Below are 13,925 nucleotides of genomic sequence, written 5' to 3'. Positions count from 1 at the left end.
AGCCGCGAAGAGTGTTGTGCGCGAGCACAATCTCAAGAGTTATCTGGTTGTATGTTTTGAATACACAGATCGGGTAGGCAGTGCGAGTTTGGAGGCAGTAGGAAGTGAAGGTTGGGTTGAAGGATTTTCATGCGATTATTCCAGCTGGTGGTGCAGGCACTCGATTGTGGCCGGTATCGCGCGCCAGTTCACCGAAGTTTCTCAAGGATGTGACCGGTGCTGGGTCGAGTTTGTTGCAACAGACCGTCGCGCGGCTAACACCTTTAACGGGTGAAAACATTATGGTGGTCAGCGGAGTTGCACATATGCCAGCTGTAGTGCGCCAACTTCCTCAGTTAGGCGAACAGCAGTTCGTTGCTGAGCCTTCGCCGCGTGATTCCATGGCTGCGATTGGATTGGCGACGGCGATTATTCGCCAACGTCACGGTGATGTTGTGGTTGGCTCGTTTGCAGCAGACCATCTCATTGGTGCGCCTGAAGCATTTCGTTCCGTGGTGGTCCGTGCCGTTGATGCTGCGCGCGAAGGCTATGTATCAACGATTGGTATTGAGCCGAACTCGCCAGCTACCGGATTTGGCTATATTCGGGCAACCGATCCGCTTTCGGCTGTGCCAGGTGCTTATGGGGTTAGCGAGTTTTTAGAAAAGCCCGATCTAGATACGGCTGCGAAGTATGTGGCTAGTGGCACGTATTTTTGGAATGCGGGGATGTTTGTAGCGCGTGCCGATGTGTTGTTGGGTGCGCTGGCTAAATACCAACCAGAGCTATATGCGGGGATTATGGCTATTGCGCGAGAGTGGGATACGCCTAATCGCGCTTCGATCCTTGATTCGGTGTGGCCCACGGTCCACAAGATCGCCATCGATCATGCTATTGCCGAACCACTTGCTGCAGATGGTGGTATTGCAGTGGTGCCGGCATCTATGGGCTGGACCGATGTCGGTGATTTCGCTGCGGTTAATGAGATACTGCATGGAAACCGTGAAAGCTCTGATGGTTCTGGGATTGTATCTCATCGCAGTGAAGGGGGCGCTCAGCAGCCGGTATTTAGCGTTGATTCAGATAATTGCACAGTGTTTACCTATGACCGGCCGATTGCTCTTGTGGGTATGAAAGACGTGGTTGTTGTTGATACTGCAGATGTTGTGTTGGTGACCTCAGTCGCCGGTGCGCAAAAAGTCAAGGATATTGTCGATCAGGTGCACGCAGCTGATTTAGACCATCTGCTATAGCTGACGCCATGTTAGCAGGTGGACAATTTGTTTCATATAGTGGGATAAAATCCTGTTAGATGGGTCATTATATGGTCACATAATGGCGTTTTATCAAGGAAAAGTCGCGATTTTATATCGGTTCGATAACGAAATGCCGAGAAACGACTCCCATCTATCAAATCGGGTGGCACGGACTTAAGAACATGCCTATTCTTAAGTATTGTACGGTTTTGGTTGCTACCTATCGCCAAACTGGAAAACTCGATCAGGAGATACTAGTGAAGAAATTCAAGTCTTTCGTCGCAATTCTTGCGGCATCCACAATGGCTTTGTCAGCTTGTTCTGGCACCGATGAAAAGAAGTCGTCAGATGACGCAATGTCATCAGGTTCCAGCGACTTCAAGGCATGCCTTGTTTCCGATGCTGGCGGCTGGGACGATAAGTCCTTCAACGAATCCGCATTCAACGGTCTCAAGGAAGCTGAGAAAGAATTCAACGTTGCAGTCAACACTGCAGAGTCAAAGGGCGATTCCGATTTCGGCCCAAATACCCAAACCATGATTGATGATGGCTGTTCTCTCATCATCGGTGTTGGCTTCTTGCTCGCACCATCAATTAAGAAGGCAGCAGAAGAAAACACTGACCTCCACTTCGGCCTTATCGACTCCGGCTTTACTGATAAAGACGGAAAGCCAGTCGAGCTTGAAAACGGCCGCGCACTATTGTTCAACACCCAAGAGGCTGCTTACCTTGCTGGATACGTAGCCGCTGGCGCTACCAAGACCGGTACCGTTGCTACCTTCGGTGGAATTCAGATTCCTTCCGTTACGATCTTCATGGACGGTTTTGTTGATGGTGTTAAGGCCTACAACGAGGCTAAGGGAACCGATGTGAAGGTTCTTGGTTGGGATAAAGAAACCCAGAACGGTTCGTTCACCAATTCCTTCGACGATCAAGCATTGGGCAAGTCGCAGGCTCAGCAGTTCATCGTTCAAGGTGCAGACATCATCATGCCAGTAGCTGGCCCAGTTGGTCTAGGTGCAGCTGCTGCAGCTCAGGAAGCTGAAAACGTATTCATCATCGGTGTTGACTCCGATTGGTATGAATCGGCAGCTGATTACAAGAGCATTGTTATCACCTCCGTCATGAAGGACATCGGCGAATCTGTTAAGGCAGCTATCAAGGATGCTATGAACGGTAAATTCGAATCGAAGCCATACGTTGGCACCATCGAGAACAAGGGCGTTTCCATCGCTCCATTCCACGATTTCGATTCCAAGCTCTCTGACGAACTCAAGTCTGAAGTCAAGGATCTCGAAGCTAAGATTGCTTCAGGTGACCTCAAGATTGAATCGCCAGCAGCAAACTGATCATGCTCGTAATCTAGTGTGACATGCTCGAGAGTGAGGATTTTACGGATAATCTCCTAAGATCCTCACTCTCGTTTTATATAGGTATTGATTGACGCTCCCGGTCAGATTTTATTCGCTAAAGAGAGTATGATAGATCTACATAAATCTCAGGGGAACCCGGGACTGCGGAACGAAAGGGGTTCAGCGTGAAGCTGGAACTAAGAGGCATTACCAAGAGGTTTGGACCGCTTATTGCCAATGATCATATTGACCTCGTCGTCGAAGAAGGGCATATCCATGCTCTGCTTGGAGAAAATGGCGCTGGTAAATCGACCCTCATGAACGTCTTGTATGGACTTTATGAACCCGATGAGGGAGAAATCCTTCTCGATGGCAAGAAAGTAACCTTTAACGGTCCTGGAGATGCGGTTGCCGCAGGTATTGGAATGGTCCACCAGCATTTCATGCTCATCCCAGTCTTTACTGTTGCTGAATCTGTTGCCCTGGGATATGAGCCAGTTGGAACAGCAGGCATCATTGATATTAAGAAGGCGCGCCAAACTGTTATCGATGTTTCGCAACGATTTGGCTTCGATCTAGATCCAGATGCCTATATTGAAGACCTTCCAGTTGGCGCCCAGCAGCGAGTCGAAATTGTCAAGGCATTATCCCGAGACGCAAAAATCCTTATCCTTGACGAACCCACTGCAGTTCTTACTCCCAAGGAAACTGATGAGCTTATGCAAATTATGAAGCAGTTGGCTGCATCAGGAACATCAATCGTCTTTATTACCCACAAACTACGTGAAGTACGAGCCGTTGCTGACGATATCACCGTTATTCGGCGCGGAGCAGTTGTCGGAACCGCCAGCCCGACGTCGTCTGAAACTGAACTTGCAACTAAGATGGTTGGCCGGCCAGTGATGCTGCAGCTAGAGAAGAACCCACCGCAACTGGGTGAAGTTGGGCTAGCGTTTAACGATGTCAGCCTTGTGCATTCAAACGGAACCAAATTACTTGATCATGTCTCATTCGAACTTCAGCGAGGCGAAGTTTTAGCGATTGCCGGCGTGCAAGGCAATGGACAAACTGAACTAGCAGAAGCGATCTTGGGATTGGTCCAGCCCGATCGTGGCACAATCACCCTAGATGGACACGAGATTCAAGGCCGTCAGGTTCGCAAGAACATTGATGCTGGTATCGGGTTTATTCCAGAAGATCGATCAAAAGATGGCATGATTGCATCGTTCTCAATCGCGGAAAACCTCGTACTCGATCAATATCTCAATAAACCCTTTGCTAGCGGACTTGCGATGCATCCGGCAGCGGTAGCGAAGAACGCAGAAGAAAAAGTAGCTGAGTTCGATATCCGTATTACCCGAATTACTGATCCTATTTCCACGCTCTCGGGTGGAAATGCGCAAAAAGTTGTGGTGGCGCGCGAACTTTCGCGTGAGCTACGCTTGCTTGTTGCTAGCCAACCAACTCGTGGCGTGGACGTTGGGTCGATCGAGTTTATTCATAAACGTATCGTCGAAGCGCGCGATGCTAGCACGCCAGTGCTTCTCGTATCTTCAGAACTCGATGAGGTTGTAACACTTGCAGATCGTATTGCCGTTATGTACCGCGGGAAGATCGTAGGCATTGTCCCTGCAGATACTTCTCGAGACGTTCTAGGGTTGATGATGGCCGGTGTGCCACAAGATGAAGCATTTGCCCAAGTTGGTAATGCTACGCCAATGAAGGGAGCTAAGTGATGCAGACAAACAAAACAAGCTCATTGAGTGCTGGTGCGTGGGCTAAGGCAATCGGCCACGCGATACCACGTTCGGGATGGCTAGTGGGCATTATTGCGATCGTCTTAGCATTCCTTATCGGAGCATTACTGATTATGGTAACCGGAGCATCAGTTTTTGATGCCTATGGCGCAATGTTTAAAGGTTCGATCTTTAATGCCAGTGCGCTCAACCGTGGATTTACTTATGCTATCCGCCCGTTTATGGATTCTCTCTTCTACGCAACGCCGCTGATCTTGGCCGGGCTAGGCTTAGGATTTGGTTTCCGTGCCGGATTGTTCAATATCGGTGGTGCCGGCCAGATGATTTTTGGATCGCTGGCCGCTATCTGGGTGTCATTTAGCTATGACCTGCCCTACGGCATTCACCTGCTCGTTGCCCTCCTCGCAGCGGCACTTGCAGGCGGCTTGTATGCCGGTATTGCAGGATATCTGAAGGCAAAAACCGGGGCTAACGAAGTTATTGTTACCATTATGCTGAATTCGATTGCAGCCCTGTTGCTCTCTTATCTGCTATCTCTAGATTCTTGGCATTCGCCAGGGCAAAACAATCCGATCACTCCTGTTGCCCAAGATACCGCCGCGCTGCCGGCTCTCCTTCCGCCACCATTCAAGATCCATCTAGGTTTCATCCTTGCCCTCATTGCAGTATTTGCATTCTGGTGGATCTTGGAGCGCTCTACCTTTGGTTTCGAAGTGCGCGCAGTAGGAGCAAATCCGCACGCCGGGCGAACTGCAGGTATGTCAATCGCGAAAGTCACCACCCTAACAATGGTTGTCTCCGGCGTTTTTCTCGGACTTGCCGGGGCGAATGAAGCATTGGGTACCATGTACCAGGGCCAACAAGGAGTTACCGCTGGTGTTGCAGGCACCATTGGCTTCGACGCGATCACGGTTGCCCTACTAGGGCGCAATCGTCCGTTAGGTGTTTTCTTCTCCGGTTTACTCTTCGGCGCATTTAAAGCAGGCGGCTACGCGATGCAAGCCCAAGGCGTACCAGTAGATATGGTCTTGATTCTAGAGTCTGTTATCGTCTTATTCATCGCAGCGCCCGCACTGATTCGTTGGATGTTCCATCTGCCTAAACCCGATGGAAAAGGCTTGCGCGAATATGCGGCCTCGATCGGTGCAACCAAGACTGATCGCACGGATTCCGATTCACACAGTGAAGAAAAAACAGAGGTAACTGCCGTAGATGCGCAGGCATCTACCGGAAAGGGGGAGTCAGCATGAGTGCAACTCATCATGTCATGGACAAAACCACGTCAGCTACTGGCGCACAGCAACCAGAAGTCATCGGCAAACTCTCTTGGAAGATGCCAGTAACGTATGGCTTAGCAGCGCTTCTGGCATTGTTCTTTGCGCTAAACGCAACTGGTGATGCGCGTATCCGTCTCAACGATCGTGCCTCCTCAATCGATATCCCAGATTTTTCCGTCCCCGCAGTAGCAACCCTCTGGATCTTTAGCGCGATCATCCTCATCGCTACGATATGGTCAGTCCTGTCTACTCTTGGGCGAGGAAAATATGGCAAAACAGGACGTATCCTCGATACACTTGCCACCATCTTAGTAGCCGTATTAACCGTCTTTGGATTTTTAGTCTTTGCCGGTGGTGGTTCGGCTGGAGCTGTCACCTTGACCTCCACGCTGGGCATCACGGTTGCCATTTCCACGCCACTGATCTTCGGAGCGCTCTCTGGTGTGGTCAGTGAGCATGTGGGTGTTGTTAACATCGCTATCGAAGGCCAGCTCCTTGTGGGTGCATTCTTCGGCGTGATGGCAGCATCATATTTTAAGAGCCCCTACCTCGGATTGATCGCCGCCCCAATTGCAGGTGGCCTCGTAGGATCCTTACTCGCGCTATTTGCAGTTAAGTACGGGGTAGATCAGATTATCGTCGGCGTGGTACTCAACGTCTTGTGTCTTGGACTAACAACCTTCTTCTACGGCACAGTGATGTCAGCTAACGCAGATATCTTCAATACGAACCAATACTCGCTATCAAAGGTACGGATTCCGTTACTCGCAGATATCCCAGTGTTTGGTCCAATGCTTTTCGACCAAACCATTTTGGTCTACATCATGTACGTAGCAGTTGTACTACTGACGATCTTCTTATACCGTTCGCGGTGGGGTTTGCGGATGCGTGCATGCGGCGAACATCCACGCGCTGCAGATACTGTGGGCATCAACGTTAATCGCACTCGTATCCGCAACACAATCTTCGGTTCGGCAATTGCCGGTCTTGGTGGCGCATACTTCACCATCGATCAAGGTTTGGCGTTTACCGATAACATGTCTGCTGGCAACGGATACATCGCACTAGCTGCGATGATCCTCGGCAAGTGGCATCCAGTTGGAGCTCTTGGTGCTGCCGGAATGTTCGGCTTCGCTAAAGCAGTAGCGTTGCTCATGCCAAATCTCCACGGCGGGATCCCATCCCAACTTGTCAACATGATCCCCTACATTATCACCGTGATAGCGGTTGCTGGATTCGTTGGTAAGTCTCGACCACCAGCTGCAGAAAACATTCCATACATCAAGTAACAATTTGTGGATCGGTGGGCCGGCTATGCCGGCCCACCCGCGTTCCACGATAAAAGAAAGAAGTTAATATGCCTGAAATAAACTGGGATGAGCTTAAAGAATTAGCAATTGAAGCTATGAAAACCGCATACGCCCCATACTCTGGGTATCCGGTAGGAGCAGCCGCATTAGTAGATGATGGCCGGCTGGTATCGGGGTGTAACGTTGAAAATGCCTCTACTGGTTTGGGCACATGTGCTGAAAATGGTTTAGTGTCAATGCTCCACCGCACCGGCGGTGGCAAGCTCGTCGCTTTCTATTGCGTCAACGGTAACGGTGATGTGATCGTTCCTTGTGGCCGTTGCCGCCAACTCCTCTATGAGCACGGCGGGCCCAATCTCTTAGTCACCATGCCTACCGGCATTATGACCATGGATGAAGTATTGCCACAGGGTTTTACTCCAGCAGACCTGGCATTAGTTGAAACAAGCCAAATCACTATTGAAACGCCGTATGCGTTACGTGATAGCGTCAAAGAAACACACAAGGTACAGAAGAAGGAGAAATAATGGCGGAAAAATTTGATGTTGTTGATGTTATTCGCAATAAGCGCGATCGTCGCAAGCTATCTAAAGACGAGATAGATTGGACGATTGATGCTTATACTCGCGGCGTCGTCGGCGATGAACAGATGGCAGCGCTTGCGATGGCAATTTTCCTCAACGGTATGGATCGTGAAGAAATCTCCCAATGGACAAATGCCATGATCGATTCCGGTGAACGGATGGATTTCTCCAGACTGGGCCGAGTCACGGCAGATAAACACTCCACCGGTGGCGTGGGGGACAAGATCACCTTGCCACTTGCCCCGTTAGTGGCCGTTTACGGAGTAGCCGTGCCCCAACTTTCTGGCCGCGGCTTGGGCCATACCGGAGGTACCTTGGACAAACTCGAAGCGATCCCCGGCTGGCGAGCGTTCTTATCCAACGATGAAATCATGGACCAACTCGGGCTCTCCGGCCCAGGGGCAGTTATTTGTGCCGCCGGATCTGGCCTGGCACCTGCAGATAAGAAACTCTACGCACTGCGCGATGTCACCTCAACAGTTGATTGCATTCCACTGATCGCATCATCGATTATGTCTAAGAAGATTGCTGAAGGAACTGACTCTCTCGTCCTCGACGTCAAAGTCGGTTCCGGTGCCTTTATGAAGGATTTGCACAAGGCACAAGAATTAGCGCGCACAATGGTTGATTTAGGAACCGATGCCGGCGTGAAAACTACAGCCTTGCTCACCGATATGTCAACGCCTTTGGGTATGAAGATCGGTAATGGTCTCGAGGTTGAAGAATCTGTTGAAGTATTGGCTGGTGGCGGGCCCTCCGACGTCGTCGAACTAACCCTCGCCCTAGCACGCGAAATGCTCACTGCGGCCGGCCAGCCCGATGCCGATATTGACCAAGCCCTCAAAGATGGCCGAGCGATGGACGTGTGGCGCAAGATGATTCAAGCCCAAGGCGGAGATCCAGACGCGCCGATGCCAGTTTCGAAGCATACCCATGATGTTGTTGCCCAGTCTGATGGCGTACTTTCTACGTTGGATGCGTTGGCTGTCGGCGTAGCCTCATGGCGATTGGGTGCTGGGCGAGCATTCAAGGAAGAGCCGATCCAGGCAGCTGCTGGAATTGAGCTGTATGCCAAACCGGGCGATACAGTGAAGAAGGGACAAAAGCTCATGACGTTACATACCGACGATGAGTCACGTATCGAGCGTGCCCTGGAATCCCTCGAGGGTGGAGTTGTGATTGGCGGCGAACTTAATGCTCCGCAGTCAGTTATTTTGGACCGGATTTCTTAATGCTCATCAACGTCTCGTCGCTTGCTAGTTTGGCGACGTCGATCGACACGGCAGTCAGTTTTCCGTATACGGGGCTGTCAGCTAACGATTTTGAGGTGTTAGAATCCTATGCTTCACACGGCTATGGTTCTGGAGACTTTTCCCAGACCACGCCCTATACGTGTGGAGCGATGGTGGCCCTAGCTGTTGACCGCGTTCGTGGCGGTCACGATCCGCGTGACCTGGTAGCGGCGCACTATGATAAGGCGTCGCTAGCTAAGCACGAGGCACAAATGTTTGATCGCATGCATCGTGGTTCGCATTGGCCGCGCATGTGGGGGACAACTCCATGGATGCTGGCTCGAGAATTTTCTACCAGCCAGATAACCTATCAAACGTTTGCATTAAACGACCGGCGTGAATCGACGTGGAACGCCCTGCAGTGGGCGTTCCACGCGGCTTGCGCTGGGCAAGCCTCAGCTTTATATACCGGAGGTTCGCTAAACTCTCACCGCTCATTAAGCGCCGCGGTACCGCGTCATATTATTGGTGTGCTACCAGGGGAGAACTATACTGCGAACGGACTTCCACAACTACAGATTTATGAGCCGGCGGCGGGGAAGATCTTCCATGTTCCGCTCCATATTATGATGGAACGACGAACTAGACTCCGAGCCCTTGGGCGATGGTCACACGTAGTTTGGGCAGTTCTTCCGGGCAAGAACAATTTTTAAGACGATACAATAGAGACAAGAAACTAAGCACACTAGTGATGTGTACTTTTTGAAAAAGGAGATATTATGGCAACCCCACAAGAAGTTGCAGGAATTGTAGATCACACCCTGTTAAAGCCAGAAGCAACCATCGATGATGTCAAGGCATTGATCGAAGATGCTAAGCGGCTGGGCACTTACTCAGTGTGTGTATCTCCATCCATGCTTCCACTGCCCGAAGATATTGATCTAGGCGATATCAAACTTGCAGTTGTTTGTGGCTTCCCATCGGGTGCAGTTGCATCAGAAATCAAAGCAGCAGAAGCTGCTCGTGCAGTAGCTGCCGGCGCCCAAGAGGTTGATATGGTTATCAACCTCGGCCTTGCTAAGGAAGGTGCTTGGGAAGAACTTGAATACGATATTGCTGTTGTGCGCGACGCTATTCCATACGCTGTGCTCAAAGTGATTATCGAATCGGCTGCATTAACCGATGAAGAAATCGTTCAGGCATGTCAAGCCTCGATGAATGCTGGGGCTGATTTCGTCAAGACCTCCACTGGTTTCCATCCTGCCGGAGGTGCTTCGGTTCATGCGGTTGAAGTGATGAAGGCTACCGTCGGTGATGAACTTGAGATTAAGGCATCGGGTGGTATTCACGATGGCACCTTTGCTCTTGAGCTCATGAAAGCTGGCGCAACCCGCCTCGGGCTATCCGGTACACAGAAGGTTATTGATTCCTTGCCTGAGTGATGGGCGCGGATATTCCTTGTAAACGCTAAAACGTCAGGTCCTAACTCCTATCATAGGAGTTAGGACCTGACGTTTGTACTTTTCTAGGTTGAGATTCTAGAAAAGTCTTGTGGGGTTAGGGTTATGAAAGCGAGAGCACCTGGCCCATATCTGCCTTCAATTGTTCAAGCCGCATACTTGCTTGCTGGCGAGCATCGTCAATGCTGATGCCATCGAGGCGAATAATAACTTCCAGATAGCATTTGACCTTGGGTTCAGTACCCGAGGGGCGTACGATGGCGCGATCACCGGCATCGGTGCGCAAAATCATCGCATTCGTGGGTGGGAGATCAGCGGTGCCGATGGATAGATCTACGATGGATGACACGTCAGATCCCACAAGGACCGATGGCGGATTAGTGCGTACTTTATCCATTGTTGCCGGAATAATTGAGAGATCTTCAACGCGGATGGTCACAGGAGCAGTCGCATATAAGGCTCCGACCTGTTGCGCGATACGGTCTAGTTCATCGCGTAGGCTTTGGCCGTCAGCTTTGAGGCGGGCTGCGGTTTGAGCGATAAGTAGGCCAGCAGAAATGCCGTCTTTATCTTTGACACTTTGTGGATCTACACAAAAACCGATTGCCTCTTCATACCCAAATGCGATGTTTCGTGCTCGCGAGATCCACTTAAAACCGGTGAGGGTTGCTTCATAATCTTGGCCGTGTACTCGGGCAATGTGTTCTAGTAGCTGGGAGGAGACGATGGAGTTCGCCAACGTGCCGCGCTCGCCAGCTTCTTCAAGCCGCTTTGCGACCTGTTCGCCAAGAATTGACCCGATTTCATCACCAGAGAGCTGAATCCAGGTTCCGTTGACTGGGATTGCGGCCGAAGCGCGGTCTGCATCGGGATCGGAGGCGATAACGATATCTGCGTTTTCGCGTTGTGCGTGTGCAATCGCAATATCGAGTGCGCCAGCTTCTTCCGGATTAGGGAACGCAACGGTTGGGAAATCAGGATCTGGTGTGTTTTGCTCGGGAACATCGACGACGTCGGTAAAACCAGCTCCGGTGAGCACGCGACGCATTGTTTGGGCTCCCACACCATGCATGGCAGTATAGACGATCTTGAGGTCGCGTGGAGTTTGCTCGGGGATGGTTTGAATTGCTGTTTGGATGTAGGTGTCAATCACATCTTCGCTGATTGTTTCCCACCCTGATTGGGCTAGTGGGATTTCGTCAGCAAAAGGTGCGCGTGCAATATGTGCAGCAATTTGACTATCGGTAGGTGGAACGATTTGTGCTCCGCGCCCTAAATCATCGGTGGCACGGGCACCGGTGTAGACCTTGTAGCCGTTATCTTTGGCAGGATTGTGCGAGGCGGTGACCATAACACCGGCGTCTGCACCAAAATATCGTACCGAGAAGGCTAAAACTGGGGTGGGCAGTGCACGTGGCATGATCTTGGCGCGCAAACCCGCGGCGGTAACGATAGCTGCGGTATCGGCAGCAAAATCTGCTGAGTTGTATCGGGCATCATATCCGATAACAACAAGTGCATCGTCTCCGACTTTTTCCTTTAACCACTCAGTTAAACCGTAAGCTGTACGGCGTACAACAGCGCGGTTCATTCGGTTGGGTCCGCCTGCCATTTCACCGCGTAAACCGGCAGTGCCAAATTCAAGGCTACCGTGGAACCGATCTGTTAGTTCTTGTTGGGCTGCGCAGTCCCCTTCTTCAGCGAGCTCAAGGAGCTGGCGAACTTCGGCAGCGGTTTTCTCGTCAGGATCGTGAGCGATCCATTGGCTAACTTCTTCGATGTTATATGACATATTCTTCCTCTCATCAAAATCTATCTATAAGCGCGATTTATCCCAATGTGGTGGTGATACGTTCGATGATGTCTGCTAAGAGACGGGAGATGCGTGGCCCAGCTGCTTGGCCTGCTTCAAGAACTTCTTTGTGGTCGAGCTTATCGGGGCCAAAACCAGCAGCATGGTTGGTAACGAGGGAAATCCCGAGGACTTCAACGCCAGCTTCAGCAGCCGCAATAGTTTCAAGCGCGGTAGACATGCCAACAAGATCGCCACCCATGATTCGTGCCATTTTTACTTCCGCGGGGGTTTCGTAGTGCGGGCCAGGAAATTGGGTGTAGACGCCTTCTGGCAAGTTAGGATCGACCTCGTGGGCGATCGCACGTAGGCGAGCTGAGTAGGCATCGGATAAATCAACGAAGTGTGCACCTTCAATGGGGGAGGTGGCTGTGAGATTGAGGTGGTCTTTAATCAAAACGGCTGTGCCTGGACCCCATTGTTGAACCGTAGAGCCACATCCGTTAGTGAGGATGCAAACCTTTGCACCTCCAGCAGCAGCTGTGCGCACCCCGTGTGCCACGGCCCGTACGCCTTTGCCTTCATAGAAGTGGGTACGAGCACCGAGAACTAGTGCATGATGGCCAGATTTGAGTTTAATCGACGTAATCTTTCCGCCGTGTCCAACAACTGATGAAGCATGGAAACCAGGAATCTCGGCAGCGTCTATTTCTGCAACGACGTCACCAATGAGTTGGGCGGCACCGCCCCAACCAGAGCCGAGAGTCAACGCTATTTCGTGGCGTGCTACACCGGTGCGTTCGGCGATTACTCGAGCTGCTTCGTTAGCAAGTTCGTGTGGTGAAAGTTCAGTAGTATTCATAGGTAAATACTACCAAAAACACATAGGTTATAGGGCAGTTAGATATCGATGGGATGGGCTATGTGCGATTAAAAATTAGCAACAGGAGTTGTTTACCAAGAGAGCAAAAAATAATTTTTGGACTCAAAGCCATGAAAATAGACTAGACTTGAGGTGATAGCCAAAATGGCTTATGAGAGGAGGTCTCATGGCAGCGATGAAACCCCGCACTGGAGATGGCCCGTTGGAAACAGAGCGCTCAAATCACGGAACTGTGTTACGCATTCCGCTTGAAGGTGGAGGCCGCATGGTTCTAGAACTGCGTGACGATGAACTACAGACGTTGCTCGACGTCGTCGAACAAGCAGTTATGGAACGCAACTAACGCATTGAATTGAACGGTGTGCCCGAGTAGGTCTACTCAGGCACACTATTCGTCTAAGACAGTTTCGTTGCAACAAGCAAGCCATCGCCAAGTGGTAGTAGCGAAGCCGTAACCTGATCACTTTCGAGAAGCATCTTGCCGATATTTCGCATGGCAACCGTGTTGTCATCACGGCGTGCCGGATCAGCAACGCGGTCGTGGTAAAGACCATGAGCGACGATGAGCATTCCGCCAGTGCGAAGCATACGTAACGCTTCGACCACATCACCTTCAGCTTCTAAAATATCGCCATCGATAAAGACGATATCGTAAGAGTTAGCTGCTAGGCGCGGTAAAATATCTGCACTGCGGCCATTGATTAATCGATAGCGCCCAGATCGAATCCCAGTCGCAGCAAAGTTTTGCCGAGCAAAATTTTGCGCCTCGGAATCAATATCAATACTGGTTAGATGCGATTGACTCGATCCGCTCAACAAATACAGACCCGAAACGCCCGTACCGGTCCCAATATCGGCAATTGTTTTGATCTGACTACCTGTTGCCAGCAAAGACAAGAATTGTCCAGTTGCCGGGCTAATGGATTCGATGCCCAGTTCTGTGGCTTGATACCGTGCCTGCGCGATAGATTCATTTTCGGTGACAAAAGATTCAGCGTACAGCCACGATTGTGCTTTTTCGGTGCTCATGCTCGTTACTTTCC

13 protein-coding genes are annotated in these 13,925 nt (G+C 50.8%); 10 read left to right on the top strand and 3 right to left on the bottom strand.

The features are described 5' to 3' along the window. Window positions 1-104 precede the first annotated feature (104 nt). The 9 genes from NG665_RS06205 (at window position 105) to deoC (ending at window position 10,189) form a co-directional block, all read left to right on the top strand. The gene (locus NG665_RS06205) at window positions 105-1,232 is read left to right on the top strand and encodes a mannose-1-phosphate guanylyltransferase (RefSeq protein ID WP_252672846.1); all 1,128 of its coding nucleotides are present in this window, start codon (window positions 105-107) and stop codon (window positions 1,230-1,232) included. A 260-nt stretch (window positions 1,233-1,492) separates the two neighbouring features. Then, complete coding sequence (locus tag NG665_RS06200) at window positions 1,493-2,584, top strand: BMP family lipoprotein (RefSeq protein ID WP_435366696.1); 1,092 nt, start codon at window positions 1,493-1,495, stop codon at window positions 2,582-2,584. 188 nt (window positions 2,585-2,772) lie between these two features. Further along, on the top strand, window positions 2,773-4,323 hold the full coding sequence (locus NG665_RS06195) for an ABC transporter ATP-binding protein (protein WP_252672844.1): 1,551 nt from the start codon (window positions 2,773-2,775) through the stop codon (window positions 4,321-4,323). Next, window positions 4,323-5,594 (top strand): ABC transporter permease, encoded by a 1,272-nt coding sequence (locus tag NG665_RS06190; RefSeq protein ID WP_252672842.1) that lies wholly within the window; start codon window positions 4,323-4,325, stop codon window positions 5,592-5,594. The genes NG665_RS06195 and NG665_RS06190 overlap by 1 nt, the downstream gene beginning before the upstream one ends. A 17-nt stretch (window positions 5,595-5,611) precedes the next feature. Next, window positions 5,612-6,910 (top strand): ABC transporter permease, encoded by a 1,299-nt coding sequence (locus NG665_RS06185; protein ID WP_435366695.1) that lies wholly within the window; start codon window positions 5,612-5,614, stop codon window positions 6,908-6,910. A gap of 68 nt (window positions 6,911-6,978) precedes the next feature. Beyond that, entirely contained in the window at window positions 6,979-7,458 is a 480-nt protein-coding gene (locus NG665_RS06180; RefSeq protein WP_252672839.1) for a cytidine deaminase, read from the top strand. After that, complete coding sequence (locus NG665_RS06175) at window positions 7,458-8,747, top strand: thymidine phosphorylase (protein WP_252672837.1); 1,290 nt, start codon at window positions 7,458-7,460, stop codon at window positions 8,745-8,747. Before NG665_RS06180 ends, NG665_RS06175 begins: the two co-directional genes overlap by 1 nt. Continuing rightward, window positions 8,747-9,460 (top strand): hypothetical protein, encoded by a 714-nt coding sequence (locus NG665_RS06170; protein WP_252672836.1) that lies wholly within the window; start codon window positions 8,747-8,749, stop codon window positions 9,458-9,460. Before NG665_RS06175 ends, NG665_RS06170 begins: the two co-directional genes overlap by 1 nt. Window positions 9,461-9,526: 66 nt before the next feature. Further along, window positions 9,527-10,189 carry a deoxyribose-phosphate aldolase gene (gene deoC, locus NG665_RS06165; RefSeq protein WP_252672835.1) on the top strand — a complete coding sequence of 221 codons (663 nt, stop codon included), beginning with the start codon at window positions 9,527-9,529 and terminating at the stop codon, window positions 10,187-10,189. Window positions 10,190-10,310: 121 nt separating this feature from the next. Here the strand turns inward: deoC and NG665_RS06160 are convergent, their stop codons facing one another. Together NG665_RS06160 and NG665_RS06155 are read right to left on the bottom strand one after the other, a co-directional pair. Then, entirely contained in the window at window positions 10,311-11,999 is a 1,689-nt protein-coding gene (locus NG665_RS06160) for a phospho-sugar mutase (RefSeq protein ID WP_252672834.1), read from the bottom strand. A gap of 37 nt (window positions 12,000-12,036) precedes the next feature. Then, entirely contained in the window at window positions 12,037-12,861 is an 825-nt protein-coding gene (locus NG665_RS06155; RefSeq protein ID WP_252672833.1) for a purine-nucleoside phosphorylase, read from the bottom strand. A 187-nt stretch (window positions 12,862-13,048) separates the two neighbouring features. Here NG665_RS06155 and NG665_RS06150 point away from each other — a divergent pair, with 187 nt between their 5' ends. Beyond that, the gene (locus NG665_RS06150; protein WP_252672832.1) at window positions 13,049-13,225 is read left to right on the top strand and encodes a DUF3117 domain-containing protein; all 177 of its coding nucleotides are present in this window, start codon (window positions 13,049-13,051) and stop codon (window positions 13,223-13,225) included. Between the two features lie 53 nt (window positions 13,226-13,278). On the opposite strand, the gene NG665_RS06145 is transcribed toward NG665_RS06150, so the two are convergent. Beyond that, window positions 13,279-13,911 (bottom strand): O-methyltransferase, encoded by a 633-nt coding sequence (locus NG665_RS06145; RefSeq protein ID WP_252672831.1) that lies wholly within the window; start codon window positions 13,909-13,911, stop codon window positions 13,279-13,281. Between the last annotated feature and the right edge of the window lie 14 nt (window positions 13,912-13,925).

The organism is Arcanobacterium pinnipediorum (genome assembly GCF_023973165.1).
Taxonomy (GTDB): Bacteria; Actinomycetota; Actinomycetes; order Actinomycetales; family Actinomycetaceae; genus Arcanobacterium; species Arcanobacterium pinnipediorum.
Note: the sequence above shows the minus strand (reverse complement) of the source record. Positions and strands in the feature narration are given on the sequence as shown.

Excerpts from the sequence above, each read along its gene's own strand:
- NG665_RS06190 (WP_252672842.1), top strand. The coding sequence starts at position 4,323 with ATGCAGACAAACAAAACAAGCTCATTGAGTGCTGGTGCGTGGGCTAAG.
- NG665_RS06185 (WP_435366695.1), top strand. The coding sequence starts at position 5,612 with ATGGACAAAACCACGTCAGCTACTGGCGCACAGCAACCAGAAGTCATC.
- NG665_RS06145 (WP_252672831.1), bottom strand. The coding sequence starts at position 13,911 with ATGAGCACCGAAAAAGCACAATCGTGGCTGTACGCTGAATCTTTTGTC.
- deoC (WP_252672835.1), top strand. The coding sequence starts at position 9,527 with ATGGCAACCCCACAAGAAGTTGCAGGAATTGTAGATCACACCCTGTTA.
- NG665_RS06170 (WP_252672836.1), top strand. The coding sequence starts at position 8,747 with ATGCTCATCAACGTCTCGTCGCTTGCTAGTTTGGCGACGTCGATCGAC.
- NG665_RS06160 (WP_252672834.1), bottom strand. The coding sequence starts at position 11,999 with ATGTCATATAACATCGAAGAAGTTAGCCAATGGATCGCTCACGATCCT.
- NG665_RS06180 (WP_252672839.1), top strand. The coding sequence starts at position 6,979 with ATGCCTGAAATAAACTGGGATGAGCTTAAAGAATTAGCAATTGAAGCT.
- NG665_RS06155 (WP_252672833.1), bottom strand. The coding sequence starts at position 12,861 with ATGAATACTACTGAACTTTCACCACACGAACTTGCTAACGAAGCAGCT.
- NG665_RS06150 (WP_252672832.1), top strand. The coding sequence starts at position 13,049 with ATGGCAGCGATGAAACCCCGCACTGGAGATGGCCCGTTGGAAACAGAG.
- NG665_RS06175 (WP_252672837.1), top strand. The coding sequence starts at position 7,458 with ATGGCGGAAAAATTTGATGTTGTTGATGTTATTCGCAATAAGCGCGAT.